Annotated in this window: 18 protein-coding genes and 1 pseudogene; 10 read left to right on the plus strand and 9 right to left on the minus strand. The window is 69.0% G+C overall.

The features are described from left to right. Positions 1 to 138: 138 nt before the first annotated feature. Together KQ310_RS05585 and KQ310_RS05590 are read right to left on the minus strand one after the other, a co-directional pair. Positions 139 to 873 (minus strand): dihydrofolate reductase family protein, encoded by a 735-nt coding sequence (locus KQ310_RS05585; RefSeq protein ID WP_259720784.1) that lies wholly within the window; start codon positions 871 to 873, stop codon positions 139 to 141. A gap of 11 nt (positions 874 to 884) precedes the next feature. After that, positions 885 to 1757 carry a 6-carboxytetrahydropterin synthase gene (locus KQ310_RS05590; RefSeq protein WP_259720785.1) on the minus strand — a complete coding sequence of 291 codons (873 nt, stop codon included), beginning with the start codon at positions 1755 to 1757 and terminating at the stop codon, positions 885 to 887. 212 nt (positions 1758 to 1969) lie between these two features. Here KQ310_RS05590 and KQ310_RS05595 point away from each other — a divergent pair, with 212 nt between their 5' ends. Next, the gene (locus KQ310_RS05595; RefSeq protein ID WP_399237728.1) at positions 1970 to 2728 is read left to right on the plus strand and encodes a shikimate kinase; all 759 of its coding nucleotides are present in this window, start codon (positions 1970 to 1972) and stop codon (positions 2726 to 2728) included. A 37-nt stretch (positions 2729 to 2765) separates the two neighbouring features. On the opposite strand, the gene KQ310_RS05600 is transcribed toward KQ310_RS05595, so the two are convergent. Together KQ310_RS05600 and KQ310_RS05605 are read right to left on the minus strand one after the other, a co-directional pair. Further along, complete coding sequence (locus KQ310_RS05600) at positions 2766 to 3032, minus strand: chlororespiratory reduction protein 7 (protein WP_259720786.1); 267 nt, start codon at positions 3030 to 3032, stop codon at positions 2766 to 2768. Positions 3033 to 3094: 62 nt separating this feature from the next. Next, on the minus strand, positions 3095 to 3814 hold the full coding sequence (locus KQ310_RS05605) for a glutathione S-transferase family protein (RefSeq protein ID WP_259720861.1): 720 nt from the start codon (positions 3812 to 3814) through the stop codon (positions 3095 to 3097). 126 nt (positions 3815 to 3940) lie between these two features. Between KQ310_RS05605 and KQ310_RS05610 the strand changes: the two genes are divergently transcribed. The 5 genes and pseudogenes from KQ310_RS05610 to KQ310_RS05630 all read left to right on the plus strand — a co-directional run bounded on the left by KQ310_RS05610 (position 3941) and on the right by KQ310_RS05630 (position 8517). Then, positions 3941 to 4147, plus strand: coding sequence for a DUF751 family protein (locus KQ310_RS05610; RefSeq protein WP_197158619.1), 207 nt, complete (start codon positions 3941 to 3943; stop codon positions 4145 to 4147). A 2-nt stretch (positions 4148 to 4149) separates the two neighbouring features. Then, positions 4150 to 4569, plus strand: a complete 420-nt coding sequence (rbfA, locus tag KQ310_RS05615) for a 30S ribosome-binding factor RbfA (protein WP_259720787.1) — start codon at positions 4150 to 4152, stop codon at positions 4567 to 4569. After that, positions 4566 to 6242 (plus strand): glycoside hydrolase family 3 N-terminal domain-containing protein, encoded by a 1677-nt coding sequence (locus tag KQ310_RS05620; protein ID WP_259720788.1) that lies wholly within the window; start codon positions 4566 to 4568, stop codon positions 6240 to 6242. Before rbfA ends, KQ310_RS05620 begins: the two co-directional genes overlap by 4 nt. A 274-nt stretch (positions 6243 to 6516) precedes the next feature. Beyond that, positions 6517 to 6939, plus strand: a pseudogene (locus tag KQ310_RS15840) (glycosyltransferase family 2 protein); the annotation flags it as partial. An 807-nt stretch (positions 6940 to 7746) separates the two neighbouring features. Further along, positions 7747 to 8517 carry a uroporphyrinogen-III synthase gene (locus tag KQ310_RS05630; RefSeq protein WP_399237760.1) on the plus strand — a complete coding sequence of 257 codons (771 nt, stop codon included), beginning with the start codon at positions 7747 to 7749 and terminating at the stop codon, positions 8515 to 8517. Positions 8518 to 8526: 9 nt separating this feature from the next. Here KQ310_RS05630 and KQ310_RS05635 read toward each other — a convergent pair whose 3' ends face one another. From KQ310_RS05635 to zds, 3 genes are read right to left on the minus strand one after another with little or no spacing between them, the layout of a single operon-like run. Then, positions 8527 to 9048 carry a hypothetical protein gene (locus KQ310_RS05635; protein WP_259720789.1) on the minus strand — a complete coding sequence of 174 codons (522 nt, stop codon included), beginning with the start codon at positions 9046 to 9048 and terminating at the stop codon, positions 8527 to 8529. Continuing rightward, a complete protein-coding gene (locus tag KQ310_RS05640) occupies positions 9020 to 9499 on the minus strand; it encodes an SRPBCC family protein (protein ID WP_259720790.1) in 480 nt (159 codons plus the stop codon). The genes KQ310_RS05635 and KQ310_RS05640 overlap by 29 nt, the downstream gene beginning before the upstream one ends. An 18-nt stretch (positions 9500 to 9517) precedes the next feature. After that, positions 9518 to 11020 carry a 9,9'-di-cis-zeta-carotene desaturase gene (zds, locus tag KQ310_RS05645; RefSeq protein WP_259720791.1) on the minus strand — a complete coding sequence of 501 codons (1503 nt, stop codon included), beginning with the start codon at positions 11018 to 11020 and terminating at the stop codon, positions 9518 to 9520. 311 nt (positions 11021 to 11331) lie between these two features. Between zds and KQ310_RS05650 the strand changes: the two genes are divergently transcribed. Genes KQ310_RS05650 through KQ310_RS05665 form a run of 4 tightly spaced genes read left to right on the plus strand, consistent with a single transcriptional unit; the run spans position 11332 to position 13777 of the window. Next, complete coding sequence (locus KQ310_RS05650; RefSeq protein WP_259720863.1) at positions 11332 to 11748, plus strand: iron-sulfur cluster assembly accessory protein; 417 nt, start codon at positions 11332 to 11334, stop codon at positions 11746 to 11748. 58 nt (positions 11749 to 11806) lie between these two features. Beyond that, positions 11807 to 12226, plus strand: coding sequence for a tetratricopeptide repeat protein (locus KQ310_RS05655; RefSeq protein WP_259720792.1), 420 nt, complete (start codon positions 11807 to 11809; stop codon positions 12224 to 12226). Then, complete coding sequence (locus KQ310_RS05660; protein WP_259720793.1) at positions 12223 to 13527, plus strand: lipid-A-disaccharide synthase-related protein; 1305 nt, start codon at positions 12223 to 12225, stop codon at positions 13525 to 13527. The genes KQ310_RS05655 and KQ310_RS05660 overlap by 4 nt, the downstream gene beginning before the upstream one ends. After that, the gene (locus tag KQ310_RS05665; protein WP_259720794.1) at positions 13520 to 13777 is read left to right on the plus strand and encodes a hypothetical protein; all 258 of its coding nucleotides are present in this window, start codon (positions 13520 to 13522) and stop codon (positions 13775 to 13777) included. Before KQ310_RS05660 ends, KQ310_RS05665 begins: the two co-directional genes overlap by 8 nt. Here KQ310_RS05665 and KQ310_RS05670 read toward each other — a convergent pair. Then, complete coding sequence (locus KQ310_RS05670) at positions 13734 to 14669, minus strand: TIGR01777 family oxidoreductase (RefSeq protein WP_259720795.1); 936 nt, start codon at positions 14667 to 14669, stop codon at positions 13734 to 13736. The two genes, KQ310_RS05665 and KQ310_RS05670, sit on opposite strands and share 44 nt — an antisense overlap. 33 nt (positions 14670 to 14702) lie before the next feature. Beyond that, on the minus strand, positions 14703 to 15956 hold the full coding sequence (locus KQ310_RS05675) for a cation:proton antiporter (protein WP_259720796.1): 1254 nt from the start codon (positions 15954 to 15956) through the stop codon (positions 14703 to 14705). Positions 15957 to 15978 lie beyond the last annotated feature (22 nt).

Consider the following 15978-nt stretch of genomic DNA (forward strand, 5'->3'; position numbering starts at 1 on the left):
CAGCGGATGGCTGGCCGGGATCCGCTCCTCGATCGAGACGTAGGAGAACAAGGAGCCGCTGCGCTCCTGCTGACCTCGCATCAAACCTGCGGCAGTTGCCCCATTTTCGCAGAGGTGGCGGGGTTTTTCAGCAAACTCCTAAGCGCGATCGCCACAAAGGCCGGGGCGGCCGTAGCGCAGCAGCAGCTCGTTGTCCTCGAGCAGGCGCTGCTCCTGCAGCTGCCAGCCGCGCCGCAGCTCATCCACCACCGGCGATGTCACCGGCAACCAGCTGTGAGCCCCCCCCAGGAGCTGGGGGCACAGGGTGAGCTGCAGTTCATCGAGCCAGCCTTCGGCCACGAGCGAGGCCACCAGCCGTGCGCCGCCCAGCACCACCAGCCGCTCCAGACCGGCCAACGCCAGCTGCTCCAACGCCGCTTGCCAGCCGCCACAACAGAGCTGGCGCTCAAAACCAGCGGGCGCGGAGGCTCGATCCCGGGCGGGGGCACCAGGACCATCTGCCAGGCAGGCCGGATCGCCACCAGGATCCAGCCGCCAACGTCGCAGGGGCTGGGCAAAAAAGGGCAGGCCGGCCTCCAGAACGCCACTGCGGCTCACCACCACCGCCAGGGGCTGGGGCTCACGGCCGGCGGCAGCGCGCTGAGCCAGCAGATCAGCCTGGCGGATCAGGCAGGTGGTGCCGTGGCGCCGCAAAGTCTCGGCGCCAATCAGGCAGCCGTCTGCCCAGACCAGCGACTCCTCCAACACCCGCCGATCGCCGCGGCCGCCGATCTGGGCCGCGCCTCCAGCCGCCGGCGCCAGCCGTCCATCCAGGCTCACGGCCAGAACCAGCCGCAGCAGAGGTCTGCTCCGGCCAGACGACAGGGAGACCATGGCGCCAGGCCTCAGACCGCCGCCAGCACCTCAAGTCCGCGGGGCAGCATGCCCAGCTGGGCGGTTTCGGCAAACACCTCGGCGGCGTTGTTGGGGCTCTCCTGCAGGCGCACCTTGTGCAGGCGGGCGCCGGTGGCGGCGATCGGTGCCGCCAGCAAATCGGCGATGTGCAGCGCGATGTTCTCGGCAGTGGGCACGCAGGCGGCGAAGTGGGCCACGTCCTTGTTGAGGAAGGTGTGATCGAAGGGCTCCACCACCAGGTCCTGGACCAGGGCCTGGAGCTCGGCCAGATCACAGACCATGCCGGTGCGGGGGTCGATGCTGCCGCGCACGGTCACATCCAGCAGGTAGTTGTGGCCATGGCCATGGGGCCGGGCGCACTTGCCGTAGATCGCCTCGTTCTCCGGCTGGGAGAGCTCGGGGCGGGCCAGGCGATGGGCGGCGGCGAAATGGGTGCGGATCGAGAGGAAGGCTTCCATGGTGTCGCCGATCACATCGGCCCAGAGGTTGGCGGTTTCGTAGAGGCGCAGCCCCATCAGAGGCAGATGGGGGGCCAGGCGGGTCCAGATCGCCCGCACCAGGGCTTCGGTGGTGGGCAGACAACCGGCCGGGGTGGAGAGATCAAACTCCGGCCAGACCTCGTTGAGGTAGCGGAAGTCGAGCTGTCCGGTCACCTCGCGGCGGATGGCGTGCTTCACATCCGAGAGGTTGAGCACCATGCCATCGGCGTCGAGATCGCCACCCATGGCCACCACCAACTCGTAATTGTGGCCGTGGCCGGGGGCGATGCTGCAAGGTCCGAAGCGCTCCAGGTTGGTGGCCGCATCCAGTTCCGGCAACCAGTAGCGGTGGCTGGCACTGAAGGTGGCCCGCCGTGTGATCACACACGGCCTGCCCTGGCCGTGGGGGCAGGCCGTGCCAGGAGGCACAGATGCTGCCGTGCAAGGAGGCACGGATGCTGGAGGCGACGGCCGCAGCGAAGCCGACTCCGGTGGGGCCAGGGAGGGCGCACGCAAACCGGTAGCCATTTTCGCCCATGCCTGGTAAGGCGTGCATCCTAGAAACCGCATCCCAAGCACTGCCGCGCCCGCCGCCCATGCCCCCCGCCGCTTCCTCCGGATCCGATGGCCGCGACGGATCCAGTGGCTTTGCCGAAACCAATGGCTTTGCCGAAACCAGTGACCCTGCCGGATCCAGTGGCACTGCCGCAGACATCGGCAGGGAAGCCGCCGATCGCACCACCCACCGCTCCCTCGCCCGCCGCCTGGAGGGGATCAACATCTATCTGGTGGGGATGATGGGCGCGGGCAAGAGCGCGGTGGGCAGGCCCCTGGCCGCGGCGCTGGGCTACCGCTTCCTCGATGCCGACACCACGATCGAACAGGTGGCCGGCCAGCCGATTCCTGCGATCTTCGACCAGGAGGGGGAGGCCGGGTTCCGTGCCCTGGAAACCGCAGTGCTCGATCGGATCGCAAGCTGGCACTCCCTGGTGGTGGCCACCGGCGGCGGCGCCGTGACACGGCCCGAGAACTGGGGCCACCTGCACCAGGGGGTGGTGGTGTGGCTGGATGCCGCCGATGCGGTGCTGTTGCAGAGGCTCAGCGCCGACCCCACGCCACGCCCGCTGATGGCCGGGCCCGACCCGCACGGACGGCTGCGCGAGCTGCTGGAGCAGCGCCGCCCCCTCTATGCCCAGGCCGATCTGCACATCGTGCAGGACAGCGGCACTCCGGAGCAGGTGGCGCTCCAGGTGCTGGATGGGCTCCCCTCGATCCTCAAGGAACGCCAGGCCGGCCCCAGCGAACCGCTGACGCTGATCAATGCGGACGGAGCCATCACCCCCTCGATCAACTGACCACTGCGCACCTAACCACGGCTCACTTCACCACCACTCACCTGTGACCGCCGGGCTCCAGGCGCACCGCGAACCACTGGATCGCCAGCCCCGGTGCCAGCTCCAGCTCGCAGGCGGTGTCAAGCAGGCGTTCAGCCTGAGCCTGGGCATCGGCAAGGCCGGCCAGATCCTCGGGAACCGCAGGCAGACGCTCGAGATGGGCCGCCAGCCAGACCAGCGCAGCGCCCACATCGAGGATCTGCTCGGGCTGCCCCGGCTCGAGCACCACGTAATGATCAAGCTCCCGCATCAGGGGATCAGACATGGCCGCAACGCTGCTGGGCACCATCCTGGCGATCCTGCTGGCCCTACCGGGCCACAACGAGCTCAGGCTCGTCCCGCTGCCGCCACAATCCGGTCCCGCCAGCTGAACAGGGGCTCCAGCAGTGGGTTGTCGGCGATACCGGTGACGCCTCGGCCCGCCAGGGGTGCTCCGGCGCTGGCGGGGAATTTCAGCAGCGACAGCTGGGCCGCCACGGCCAGATCCGCCATGGACAGGGCATCGCCCACCAGATAGGGGGTGGACTCCACCAGCAGGGCGAGCTGCTCGAGGTTGCGGCGCAATTGCTGCATCGCCTCCCCGGCGATCGCCTCGCCCACCGCACCGGTCAGGGAGGACAGGGCTTCGGAGGGCAGCGCCCCCACCAGGCTGCGCAAGGGGCCGGGCAGCCGATCCGGCAGCAGGGCCGTGCGCAACACCGGATCGGCGGCGGCGGCCTGCACCAGGGCGAGGCGACAGCCTGCGGACAGGGCGGTATCGGCCCAGTCTTCCAGGAGCCAGAGGCGGGCCCGCTCCACCGGATCGACGGGTTGGAGGGCCGGCGTGGGGTAGCGATCCTCCAGATGCAGGGCGATGGCGGTGGAATCGGTGATCACCTCACCGCCATCCACCAGCACCGGCACCTGCCGCTGGCCCGAGAGACGGAACACCTCCAGCTGGCCCAGGCCTGGTGTCACCTCCACGACGGTGTAGTCGAGACCCTTGGCCGCAAGGATCAGGCGCACCTTCTCGCAGAAGGCCGAATGTCTGAACTGATGCAGTTCCATCGGCGGTGACTCCGGGGGCAAGGGGGACTGGCGGGATGCGGCGGGAGGGATCCGCGGCCGGAATGCAACAGAGCCAACCTCCGGGCGGCAGAGTAGCGAGCACCTGCGAGCGCGTGCACGGCGGCAATGAAGGACTTTTTCGTGAACGTAACGCGGTACCCGCGTTATCTGATCGCCTTCAGCCTCGGGGTGATCAACTCGGTGGTGGAGCCGCTGGCACGGCGGCGCAGCAATCCGGTCACGGCGGTGGCCCTGGTGGGGGCCCTGATCAGCGGCCTGCTCAGTCTGGGCCTGGTGCTGCGTGCGATGGTGACCACAGCACCTCTGGCATAGCCATGGCACAGGGCCGACGGGTGGAACGGGTGGCGGCCCTGATCCGCCGCGAAATCAGCGAGCTCCTGATCACGGGCATCAAGGACGAAAGGGTCAGCCAGGGCATGGTGAGCGTCACCCATGTGGATGTGGCCGGCGATCTGCAGCACTGCAAGATCTTCGTGAGCGTGTTCGGCAGCGACGACGACCGCAGCCAGGCGATGGCCGGCCTGCAGTCGGCCGCGGCCTACGTGAAAGGCGAACTGGGCCGCCGGCTGAAGATGCGCCGAACACCCGAGGTGGTGTTCCAGCTGGATCGCGGCCTCGAGCGCGGCACCACGGTGCTGAGCCTGCTGAACCGCCTTGGGGAAGAACGGCTCAGCAAAGACAGTGACCCCCCCGCGACTGACGACCCCGAGGACCAGGCCGGCGCCACACCATGACCTCGGCCGGGGCTGGCGCTGAAACGGCCACTGAGCAGGACTTGCGGCGGCTGGTGGCTGAGCTGCTGGTGGTGCGCTGCAGCGGCCACCTCAGCGACGATCAGCGGCGCTATCCCCGCTGGGAGCTCGACAACGCCACCCTCCGGCGCCTTCTGGCTGAGGGGGTGGGGGGCGTGATCCTGCTGGGGGGCAGCGCCGCCGAGCTGGGTCTGCGCTGCCGCCAGCTTCAGGCCTGGTCGTCCCAGCCGCTGCTGCTCTGCGCCGACGTGGAAGAGGGGGTGGGGCAGCGCTTCGAGGGGGCCAGCTGGCTGGCACCACCCCTCAGCCTGGGTCGCCTCTACCAGCAGGAGCCAGGGCGGGCTGTGGAGCTGGCCGAGCGCTATGGCCACTGCACGGGCGCCGAAGCCCGGGAGCTGGGCCTCAACTGGGTGCTGGCGCCGGTGTGCGATGTCAACAACAATCCCGCCAACCCGGTGATCAACCTGCGCGCCTGGGGGGAGGATCCCGCCACCGCAGCGGCCCTGGCCACGGCCTTCCTGCGCGGCGCCCAGGCCGAGGGGGTGCTCTGTTGCGCCAAGCACTTCCCGGGGCACGGCGACACCGCCGTGGATTCCCACCTAGAGCTGCCCCGCCTCGATCACAGTCGCGCCCGGCTGGAGCAGGTGGAGTTACCACCCTTCCGGGCGGCGATCGCGGCTGGCGTGGCCTCGGTGATGACTGCCCACCTGCTGCTGAGCGAGCTGGACAGGGAGCAGCCAGCCACCCTGTCACCGGCCGTCCTGGACGGACTGCTGCGCCAGGAGCTGGGCTTCGCTGGCCTGATCGTGACCGACGCCCTGGTGATGGAGGCGATCGCGGCCCGCACCGGCGGGGCCGAGGCCGCCGTGCTGGCCCTCGTTGCCGGGGCGGATCTGGTGCTGATGCCGGAGAACGCCGACGACGCCATCGAGGCGATTCTGGAGGCCGTGCGGCAAGGCCGCCTGTCGGCAGAGCGGCTGGCAGCCAGCCAGCAACGGCGGCGGCGCGCCCTGGCCTCGGTCGCGGAACCCGCAGCTGAGCAGACTTCCGCTGCAGACGCGGCCCTGCCACTCCACCGCCTGAGCGAGGGGCCCCTGGCTGAGCACCGGGCACTAGCCAGGGAGCTGGTACAGGGCGGTCTGCAGCATCGCGGCGGCCGCCTGACGGTCCGCCCGCAGGACAGGCCGAGCACGGAAGGCTGCAACCTGATTCGCATCGACAACGCCCTGCAATGCCCTGCTCTGCCGCTGGGGGCACCAGCCCTGAGCCTGCCGGCAGCAGCAGGCTTCCAGACCCGCTTGCTCGAACCTCGCAGCCCCTCCCCCTGGAGCCAGGATCCCCGCCATCCCCTCAACCTGGAGAGCCTCGGCAGCGGAGCAGTACTGCTGCAGCTGTTCCTGCGCGGCAATCCCTTCAGCGGCGGCGCCGGCGGTCAGGAGCCCTGGGAGCAGGCGATCCGGCAACTGCAGGAGATCGGCCGGCTGGCTGCCCTGGTGGTCTACGGCAGCCCCTATCGCTGGGACAGCCTGGCGGCGGAGCTCGACCCGCAGATTCCCGCCGCCTACTGCCCCGCCCAGACGCCGTTGGCCCAGCGCTACGCCCTGGAGGCCATCGGCCTGGGAGAAGGACGTCAGGCTGGATCCTTCACCGACTGAGCGCCTTGCGCCTCCATGCCTTGGCCGTACACCGCCACAGCCTCGCCATGGCGTCGTGGTCTGGTCATGACACGGTCTGGCAACGACGCGGTCTTCCCCCAGAACAACGTCCCCCAGAGCAACCCATTCCCCCCCGTTGAACGTCTGAACCCCTGACCAACCTGAAGTCCGGGCGCACCTCCTGTCCAGGCTCACCCCACCGCCTCGCTCCAGACCAACCGTGACCCCTCTCCAACCCACCACCATGGGCACCGAGCCGCAGCTCAGCCTTTCGATGATCGTGCGGGACGAGGCCGCCTGCCTGGAGCGGTGCCTGGCCTCGGTGCGGGACTTCGTCGACGAGATGGTGGTGGTGGACACCGGCTCAGGCGATGACACGGTGGCGATCGCCGAGCGGTGCGGCGCCGTGGTGCACCAGATCACCTGGCCCGGCGATTTCGCACCGGCGCGCAACCAGGCCCTGGAGTGGGTCCGGGGGGAGTGGGTGCTGGTTCTAGATGCGGACGAGGTGCTGCGCCCCGAGGCCGTTCCCGCTCTGCAGCAACTGATGGAGCAGCCCGACCTGCTGCTGATCAACCTGCTGCGGCGGGAGCAGGGCGCCAGCCAGTCGCCCTATTCCAGCGTCAGCCGCCTGTTCCGCCGCCATCCGGCGATCCACTGGAGCCAGGCCTACCACTCCCTGGTGGACGACAGCGTGATGGCGCTGATGGCGCAGGAGCCCCACTGGCGCATTGCCGACTGCCCGGAACCGGCCCTGCTGCACGACGGCTACCGACCGGAACTGCTGGCCGATGGACGCAAGGCCCAGCGCCTGCGCCAGGCGATGGAGCAGGAACTGCGCCGCAAGCCCGGCGACCCCTACGCCTGCGCCAAGATGGGCGCCCTCGAGGTGAGTGACGGCCACACGGCACGGGGGCTGTCCCTGCTGGAGCAGGGATTGGCCCAGTGCCCCGCTGAAGCGGTGGCGGAGCGCTATGAACTGCTACTCCATCTCGCCATCGCCACGGCGAGCTCCGAGCCGCAGCGGGCCACCAGGCTGTACCGCGAAGCCCTCACCCTGCCCCTGCCAGCACGGATCCGGCTGGCGGCCTTTCACAATCTGGCGGCGCTGCTGTTGCAACAGGCCGAGGGCGCTGGGCCCGCCGCCACGCCATCGGACCTGAGCGAAGCCCTCGAGCTGGCCCGTGCCGCCACCAGCGCCGCTCCCGAACTGGCACCGGGCTGGATCCAGCTCGGCCTGATCGAACGGCGCTGCGGCCACCTGGAGGCCGCCGCCGCCGCCTACCGCCGAGCGATCACCTGCGATGCCAGCCAGGCAGGGGCCCACCAGAACCTGGCGGTGGTCTCCCTGCTGATGGGCGACATCCCCGCCGCCCGCGAGGGATTCCGCCACGCAATCGCGCTGCTCTCCCGCCAGGGCCAGACCTCTGCAGCGGAAGCCCTGCGCCAGCAGGCGTCCTCGCTGGTGAAGCTGGAGCCCGCCAGACCGTTGACGGGCCGCAGCGTGGCCGTGACCCGGGCCGAGCAACAGCTGGGGGAAGCCCGCGCTCTGTTTGAGGCGATGGGAGCGCGCGTCGTCGATCTGCCGGCCCTCGTGATCGGTCCTCCCGATGAATGGGGGCCGCTCGACGACGCCCTGGCGGAACTGGAGCACTTTCACTGGCTGATCCTGTCCAGCGCCAACGGGGTGGAGGCGGTGCAACAGCGGCTGCGGCGCCGCGGCGGCGATCTGGCGCACCTCCCCAGCAGCCTCAACATCGCCGCGGTGGGCCGCAAGACGGCCCGGCAGCTGGAGGATCTCGGCGCCCCGGCCGACTTCGTACCTCCCGCCTATGTGGCCGACAGCCTGATCGAGCACTTTCCCGTCTCAGCCTGGGGCCTGCGGTTGCTGCTGCCACGGGTGCAGAGCGGCGGCCGCACCGTGCTGGCGGAGGCCTTCGGCGACGCCGGTGCCCGGGTGGTGGAGGTGGCCGCCTACGAAACGCGCTGCCCTGAGGGCCTGCCCTCGGAGGCCCTGCTGGCCCTGGAGCGCGGCGACCTGGATGCGATCACCTTCAGCAGCGGCAAGACGGTGAGCCACACCTGCCAGCTGCTGCAGCGCCACTTCGGGAGCGACTGGCTCCAGCGGCTGGACGGCGTGGCTGTGATCTCGATCGGCCCCCAGACCACGGCCCGCTGCCTCCAGGAGCTGGGCCGGGTGGACGCCGAAGCCGATCCCCACGACCTCAACGGGCTGGTGGCGGCCTGCTGCCGGGCCCTCAGTGAACAGCCCTGAGTCATGCCCTCAGAGCTCGGCGGTGATCGTGCGATCGGCCTGGCGCAGCACCAGGCGCCCCTGCTGAACGTCCACCGCCTGCACCGACCAGCCAGGCGGCAACAGGTCTGTGGAGCGACCACCCTGATCGCCCTGCGCGAGGCTGCCGCTCACTGCCCCGAACTGGACAAGGGCCTGGGGCCGACCGCTGGAGGCCACCACACCGTTGAAGCGGAAGGCCTCGGGGAGGCTGAGGGGAGGGCGGACCTGTACCTGGGTTCCTGGAGCCCCGGGCAGACCGGAGGGGAGCTTGCCACTGGCACTGAGCAGCGGCGAACTGAAGGGATCCAGGCGACCCACCGCCATCGACGCCACCACCTCCTGGGGCTTGGGCAGAGGTGTCAGGCCTGAGGAATCGATCGGAGGCTCTGAGGCAGGTTTCTCCCGGGCTGGTGGCTTGCCATCCGGAGCAGGTGCCTGAGCGGCAGGGCCGCCGCCAAAGCCGGGAATCGAGAAGGGCAGCTCAATCCCCTGACAGCCCGTCAGCAGCAACGTCAGCGCCAGGGCTGCTGGAGATTTCGACCAGGTCGCGAAAACGGTCAAGGTTGGCCTGCAGTTCCTTGGTGACGATGCCCCCCAGGATGCTGGGTTCCATCAGGGGCGCAAGCACCCCCGGCAGCTCATAGCTGACGCTGAGCCTGACCGTGGTGCATCCGGGACCCTGCGGATAGAAGCGCACTGCCCCCCGGGTCGGCAATCCCCCCACCGATTCCCAGTGAAGCTGCTGGGCCTCGACCCGCTGGGTGATGCGCGCCTTCCAATGGAAACGAAACCCCTGGGCTGCCAGGGTCCAATCGGTGAGATCGGGATCATCGAGGGTCTTGACTGACTCGATCCAGCGCATCCAGCGCGGCATCGCCTCCAGATCGCTCCACACCACCCAGACCCGATCCGCGGGGGCCTGGATCTCGGTGGTGACGCTGTGCTCAAGCCAACGGCCCATGGGGAAAGGTGCGAGGGGTCAGGCCACGGCCGCAGTGCTGGCGAGCTGGACCGGGCGGTCCAGAATCGCGGCCGCAGCCAGACGCCCGCTCATGGTGGCGCCTTCCATCGAATCGATGTAGTCCTGGCGGGTGTAGCTGCCCGCCAGAAAGAAATTGGATACCGGGGTGCGCTGATCCGGACGAAAGGGCTCCATTCCCGGCGCCTCGCGGTAGAGCGACTGGGCCAGCTTGACCACGTTGCTCCAGACCAGCGTCAGGTTGCGGGATGAGGGGAAGAGGCTGCGGACCTGGGCGTCGGTGGCGGCCACGATCTCCTCGATCTTTTTGGGGATCCAGGGATCGCCCGGGGTGAGCACGCATTGCAACAGCGAGCCCAGGCCAGGCCTGCGGTAATCCACCGGGCTGGCCAGGGCCAGGTCGGCAAAGCAACTGAAATCGGCGTCTGCCGTGTAAAGCAGATTGTCCAGGCCGGCCGGATGGGCGAGGTCGGCCCGACGGCCGGTCGCCTCGGCGGAATCCCCCAGTTCGGTGACCCAGCCGTCGTAGCGGAGCTGCACGGTGGCAACCGGCACGGCTTCCAGCCGGTAGATCGCATCAAAAATCTCGTGGCGCCGCCAGGCCTTGGGCAGCAGGCGCTGGATGCCGGGCACATCACAGGCGGCGAGATAAGCCTCGGCCTGCACGTTCAGATCCCCCGCCGGCGTTCCCATCGTGAGCCCCGTGACCCGGGTGAGCGGAGCGGCGGCCGGATCACCGAGCTCTGCTGGTGCCTCCTCGAAGTGCACCTCCTTGACGCGGTGGCGCAAGTGCAGGCGGCCGCCACGGGCTTCGATGTAGGCCAGGATCGGTCCGGTCAGCCAGCGATGGGGCGAGCCCTTGAGCAGGTTGAGCTTGGAGGCCTCGGTCTTGGCCGCGAACATCATGAAGATGGTGAGCATGCAGCGGGCCGAGATCGTGGCGCAATCGATGAAACCCAGCGCGTAGGCCACCGGATTCCACATGCGCTCGATGCTGCGCAGACTGCCGCCATGGCCGAGGAACCATTCCTGGAAGCTGATCCGATCGAGATCGCGGATCACCTGCATCGCCCCTTCGTAATCCACCAGTCCGCGCACGATCGGGCTGGTGCCCAGGGCCAGGGCATTGCGCAACTTGTCGATCCAGTCGAGCTGGGGGGTGGTGAAGAAGGCCTTGAGCCCGTTGAAGGGGGCACCGATCGGGAAGCGGAAATCGAGTTCGCGCAGATCCCCGCCCGCATTCACGAACAGATGGGTGTGGTCCTTGGGCAGGAGGTTCTCGAACGCCCCCACCTTGCGCATCAGGGCAAAGAGGTTGGCGTAGTTGAAGAAGAACACATGCAACCCCATCTCGATGTGGTTGCCCTCGGGATCTTCCCAGCTACCCACTTTGCCACCCATGAAGGGCCGGGCCTCGTAGAGATCCACCTGGTGACCGGCATCGACCAGATCCACTGCCGCGGAGAGTCCCGCCAGCCCTGCTCCCACGATGGCGACCCGCACCCTTTGAACTCCCGAACTGGGCCGACTCTATGGAGACGGCTGCGTCAGCGAGGGCCGCAGCCAACGCCGGATGGATCGACCAGCAGGGTGCGAACGCCGCCGCCGCGATGAAGGCCGCGGATGGGTTGAAGGCGACAGCCTCACCCCGGGCTCCATAGAGTTGCCGCATGACCCCATCAGCGGCCCCAGCGATGAGCCCCGAGATCGCGCCTACAGAAGCCGCGACCCTTCAGACCAGGGGCACCGCAACCACTTCAACCGCAACCACTGCAACCGCAACCAGAGGCATCGAAACCGTGAGCACCGAAACCATGGCTGCCGCAACCGTGAGCCAACCCGAACCCGGCTTCGCTCCCCCCCAGGCTTCCGCCGGCAAGGACGGCCGGGGCATCCTGATCACCGAGCCGGCGATGAAGCAGCTGGCCGCCCTGACCAGCCAGCAGGGGGAGGCCAAAGTGCTGCGGGTGGGCGTGCGCTCCGGCGGTTGCAGCGGCATGAGCTACACGATGGACTTCGTCGATGCCGACCAGATCCGCTCCGATGACGAGCAGTACACCTACGAACCGGACGGATCGGCTGCCTTCCAGGTGGTCTGCGACCCCAAGAGCCTGCTGTACATCTACGGCATGCAGCTCGACTTCTCCAGCGCCCTGATCGGGGGCGGCTTCAACTTCACCAACCCCAACGCCACCCAGACCTGCGGCTGCGGCAGTTCCTTTGCCGTCTGACCCCTGGGCAGCGACTGCCGGCATGGGACTCTGAGATCCCGAGGCTTCGCTCCCGCCGATGACGGCCACCTTTGAATCCCGCTTCGATGCGGCCATCACCCGCTATCAGCAGGGTGGGCCGTCCGCCGAGTTGATCGGGGAATTCCAGGCGATCACCGAGCAGGCACCCCGCCAGTCGGCGGGCTGGACCTGCCTGGCCTGGCTGCAGTTGCTGGAAGGCCAGGCCGACGACGCCCTGCGCTCGGCCCGCACGGCCGTGAAGCTCAATCCCCAGGATCCCCAGGCCCGCATCAACCTCTGCCTGGCCCTGCTCGAGACCGATTCGAAGGGGGTGCGCGAACAGATCGAGATGGTGCAGCGGGTGATGCAGATGGCTCCGGAACTGGCCGCGGAACTGAACGACTCGATGGCCGATGGCCTGCAGCGCAAGCCCGGTTGGCCGGCCATGCAGAAGGTGCAGCGGTGGCTGCAGGGTTGACACGCCTGCTGTTGCTGAGCAACGGCCACGGGGAAGACCTCAGTGGCGCCCTGCTCGGCCGCGCCCTGCTCCAGCAGCCGGGGATCCAGGTGAACGCCCTGCCCCTGGTGGGCCATGGCGAGCCCTACCGCCAGGCTGGCATCCCTGTACTGGGCCGCACCCGCTCCTTCAGCACCGGTGGGCTGGGCTACACCAGCCTGCGCGGGCGTCTGACCGAACTCGCCCAGGGGCAGGTGGTGTATCTGTTCCGCCAGCTGCTGCGGCTGTGGCGGCAGCGAAAGCAGACCGATCTGGTGGTGATCGTGGGCGACGTGGTGCCGTTGCTGGCCTGGTGGCTCACCGGGTGCAGAGGCGTCGTGTATCTGGTGGCCTACTCCAGCCATTACGAAGGCCGCCTGCGGCTGCCCTGGCCCTGCGGCTGGATCCTGCAGCGACGGCGCCTGCTGCAGGTGTGGAGCCGCGACGCCCTCACCGCCACCGACCTGAGCCAGCAGCTGGGGCGGCCGGTGCTGTTCCTGGGCAACCCCTTCTTGGATCTGGTGGCGGATGGCTCCAGCAACGGGCTGCCGTCAGCGCCTGGAGAGGCCGAAGCCATCGACGACGCCACGGCCACGGACGAAGCCATGGACACCAGTGCGTCACCACAGAGCCTGGCCCTGCTGCCCGGCAGTCGACTTCCGGAAGCCGAGCAGAACCTGGAGCTGATGCTGCGCCTGCTCAGCCTGCTGCCGCAGGAGCTGAGGCAGCCGTCACGGCTGCGCCTGCGGGCGGCTCTGGTGCGGCACCTCGACAGCGAGCGCCTGGCGGCCCTGGCCCAGCGGCTGGGCTGGCAACTGCAGGGTTCCGCCGATCTCCCCCAGGGCCTCTGGCTGGAGCGTGAGGAGCTGCGGCTGGAGCTGGCTTGGGGTCAGTTCGCCTCGCTCCTGCGGCAGAGCGATCTGGTGCTGGCCATGGCCGGTACCGCCACGGAGCAGGCCGTTGGGCTGGGAAAACCGGTGCTGCAGCTGGCCGGTCAGGGCCCCCAGTTCACGGAGGGCTTCGCCGAAGCCCAGAGGCGCCTGCTCGGCCCCGGGGTGGTGTGTGCTCCTGGCGAGGCCGGCACGCTCGACACCCTGCGGGCCAGTGCGGCTCTGGCGGCGCGATTGCTGGAAGATCTGGCCGATGCAGAACGCGGACCCCAATGGCGCCGGCAGCTGCGTCAGCTGGGCCTGGAGCGGATCGGAGAGGCCGCTGGCACCCAGCGCATGGCCGCGGCGATCATGGCCCTGTTGCCCCAGGACTCCACTGCCGCTCATGGCTGACACCGCCACCCCCCTGCAACGGCTCAAGGGGGCCCTCGACACCGTGCTGGTGATCGATGTGTTCGTGGTGCTGGCCGGCGCCGGCTGGTTCGCCCTGGCCGTGGCCCTGCACAGCCAGGAGATCGAGGCACCGCTGCAGGTCTTTCAACGGCTGTGGGAGCCCCTGTTCACCCCGGCGATCGGCCTGCTTATGGCGGCGGCCCTGATCAGTGGGGCGCTGGGCTGGTGGCAGCGACGAGCGCAGCGTTGAGCTCCGGGTAATGGAAACTGAATCCCTGCAGCTGCAGCCGTTCCGACACGACCCGCTGGCCCTGGAGCACCACCTGGGCGCCATCGCCGAGCAACAGCTGCAGGATCGGACCGGGAACGGGCAGAAGACTGGGGCGGCCCAGAACCTTTCCCAGGGCCGCCGCGAACGACGCCATCGTGGCGGGCTCCGGTGCCACCGCGTTGTAGACCCCGCGAAAGCCACCATCCTCGAGGGCCGCACCGATCAGGCGGCAGAGGTCATGCCGATGGATCCAGCTCATCCACTGCCGGCCTGAGCCGATCGGACCGCCGAAACCGGCCCGGAACACCGGCAACATCTTGGCCAGGGCACCACCATCGGGCCCCAGCACAATGCCAATGCGCAGCTTCACCACCCGGCAGCCCGCTGGCGCCCGATCGGCCGCCGCCTCCCACTGCCGGCAGACATCGGCGAGGAAATCAGCCCCCGTGGGGCTCGATTCAGCAAACCGCTTCTCCAGGCTGGTGCCGTAGTAGCCCACCGCCGAGGCGTTGACCAGCACGGCCGGAGGCCGCCTCAGGCCGGCCATCGCCTGCACCAACCAGTTGGTGGTGCTCAGGCGGCTGTCGAGCAACAGCTGCCGCTGGGAGACACTCCAGCGCTTCTCGGCAATCGGCTCACCGGCGAGGTTCACCACCCCATCGGCCTCAGCCAGGGCCTGCAGCAGCTCAGATCGCTGCCAGGTGGCCGCATCCGTTGGGTCGAGCTGCATGGCCGCGAAGCGCTCCCCGAGCAGATGGGGGAACGGCTGGGCCCGGCGGCTCAGGAGCACGATCGAATGGCCCAATTCCAGCAGGAACGGAACCAGCTCGCGGCCCACGAAACCCGAACAACCCAGCAACAGCAGACGCACGTCCGTCGATCGAAGCGATGGAGTGCCGCGAGGCTAGGCCTGCGGCGGCTCCGTGGTGGTGGCCAGTCCGAGCCGCTGAGCCAGCGGCACCAGCAGAAAGCCCTGGCCCAGCAGGCCCAGCAGCACCACCCCCAGGGCCAAGGGAGGCATCGCCTCCCCCCAGGGGACGGAGCTTGCAGCGGCCTGGATCGCCAGGGCGATCGGCACCGCGCCGCGCAGACCGGAGCAGGAAATGAACAGTCGGGCATTGCGGCGGAAACCGGAGCGCGCCAGCAGCAGCTCCACCATCAGCCAGCGGGCCAGCAGCATGGAGCCGAACAGCACCAGCACCTGCAGGGACGACTCCACCACCGCATCGGCGCTCACCACCAGTCCCATGCAGAGGAACAGCAGCAGCTCCGCCATCTTGGCGAAGCCGGCGTGAGCCTCCTCCAGCACCAGGCGCTCGGAATCGGCGCTGTTCCCCAGCACCAGACCGGCGATATAGGCCGCCAGCAGGCCACTGCCGCCCAGCAACTGGGTGCCGCCCACCAGCAGCATCAGCACCGCCAGGCTCACCACGGCCAGCAACGCCGGGCTCGTCAGCGACCGCCGCGCCCCCAGCAACTGCCCGGCCAGGCTGCCGCCTAAAAAGCCCAGCAGGATCCCCAGCAGAAACTGACGCATCACCTCGGTGACCAGGGAGGAGGGCGTCGCCAGCCCCGACTCCCCTCCCGCCCCAGCCATCGCCATCGCCACACCGGCCAGCACCACCGCCACGGGGTCGTTGAAAGCGGACTCACACTCGATCAGATCGACCAGGCGCTTCGGCAGCCGCCCCGACAGGGGCCGCAGCAGGGCCAGCACGGCGGAGGCGTCGGTGCTGCAGACCATGGCACCGATGAACAGGGCCAGGGGAAAACTCACCGGCACATCGACCTCCGGAAGGGAGCCAATGGCCATCACCACACCCGTAATCAACAGGGCCGTGACCAACGACCCAAGGCTGGCAAGCCTGGCAGCCGGCTGAAGCACGGCCCGCAGCTCGCCCCAGTTGGTGGTGAGCCCACCGAAGAACAGCACCAGCACCAGCGAGACCTGGGCGATCTGATCAGCGCCGGCCAGAGTGAGCAGCGGCTGGGCATCGAGGCCGGACAGGGCATCAAGGTCGTTATCGGTGAGCAGGCCAAGCACCAGAACCAGCAACACGCCAGGAACCCGCAGGCGGGACGCCATGTCGTCGAGCAGCACCGCGACCAGCATCAGGGCGCCAAACACGGCCAGCAGCAAGGCCAGGGTGGGGGACATGGGCGTGGTTGAGCTGCAGGGG

This window comes from Synechococcus sp. CS-1328 (genome assembly GCF_025128095.1).
GTDB lineage: Bacteria > Cyanobacteriota > Cyanobacteriia > PCC-6307 > Cyanobiaceae > CBW1002.

Coding starts and splice junctions, on each gene's coding strand:
- KQ310_RS05585 (WP_259720784.1), bottom strand. CDS start 873: ATGGTCTCCCTGTCGTCTGGCCGGAGCAGACCTCTGCTGCGGCTGGTT.
- KQ310_RS05640 (WP_259720790.1), bottom strand. CDS start 9,499: ATGGGCCGTTGGCTTGAGCACAGCGTCACCACCGAGATCCAGGCCCCC.
- KQ310_RS05595 (WP_399237728.1), top strand. CDS start 1,970: ATGCCCCCCGCCGCTTCCTCCGGATCCGATGGCCGCGACGGATCCAGT.
- KQ310_RS05665 (WP_259720794.1), top strand. CDS start 13,520: ATGGCTGACACCGCCACCCCCCTGCAACGGCTCAAGGGGGCCCTCGAC.
- KQ310_RS05650 (WP_259720863.1), top strand. CDS start 11,332: ATGGCTGCCGCAACCGTGAGCCAACCCGAACCCGGCTTCGCTCCCCCC.
- KQ310_RS05600 (WP_259720786.1), bottom strand. CDS start 3,032: ATGTCTGATCCCCTGATGCGGGAGCTTGATCATTACGTGGTGCTCGAG.
- rbfA (WP_259720787.1), top strand. CDS start 4,150: ATGGCACAGGGCCGACGGGTGGAACGGGTGGCGGCCCTGATCCGCCGC.
- KQ310_RS05675 (WP_259720796.1), bottom strand. CDS start 15,956: ATGTCCCCCACCCTGGCCTTGCTGCTGGCCGTGTTTGGCGCCCTGATG.
- KQ310_RS05655 (WP_259720792.1), top strand. CDS start 11,807: ATGACGGCCACCTTTGAATCCCGCTTCGATGCGGCCATCACCCGCTAT.
- KQ310_RS05620 (WP_259720788.1), top strand. CDS start 4,566: ATGACCTCGGCCGGGGCTGGCGCTGAAACGGCCACTGAGCAGGACTTG.
- KQ310_RS05610 (WP_197158619.1), top strand. CDS start 3,941: ATGAAGGACTTTTTCGTGAACGTAACGCGGTACCCGCGTTATCTGATC.
- KQ310_RS05605 (WP_259720861.1), bottom strand. CDS start 3,814: ATGGAACTGCATCAGTTCAGACATTCGGCCTTCTGCGAGAAGGTGCGC.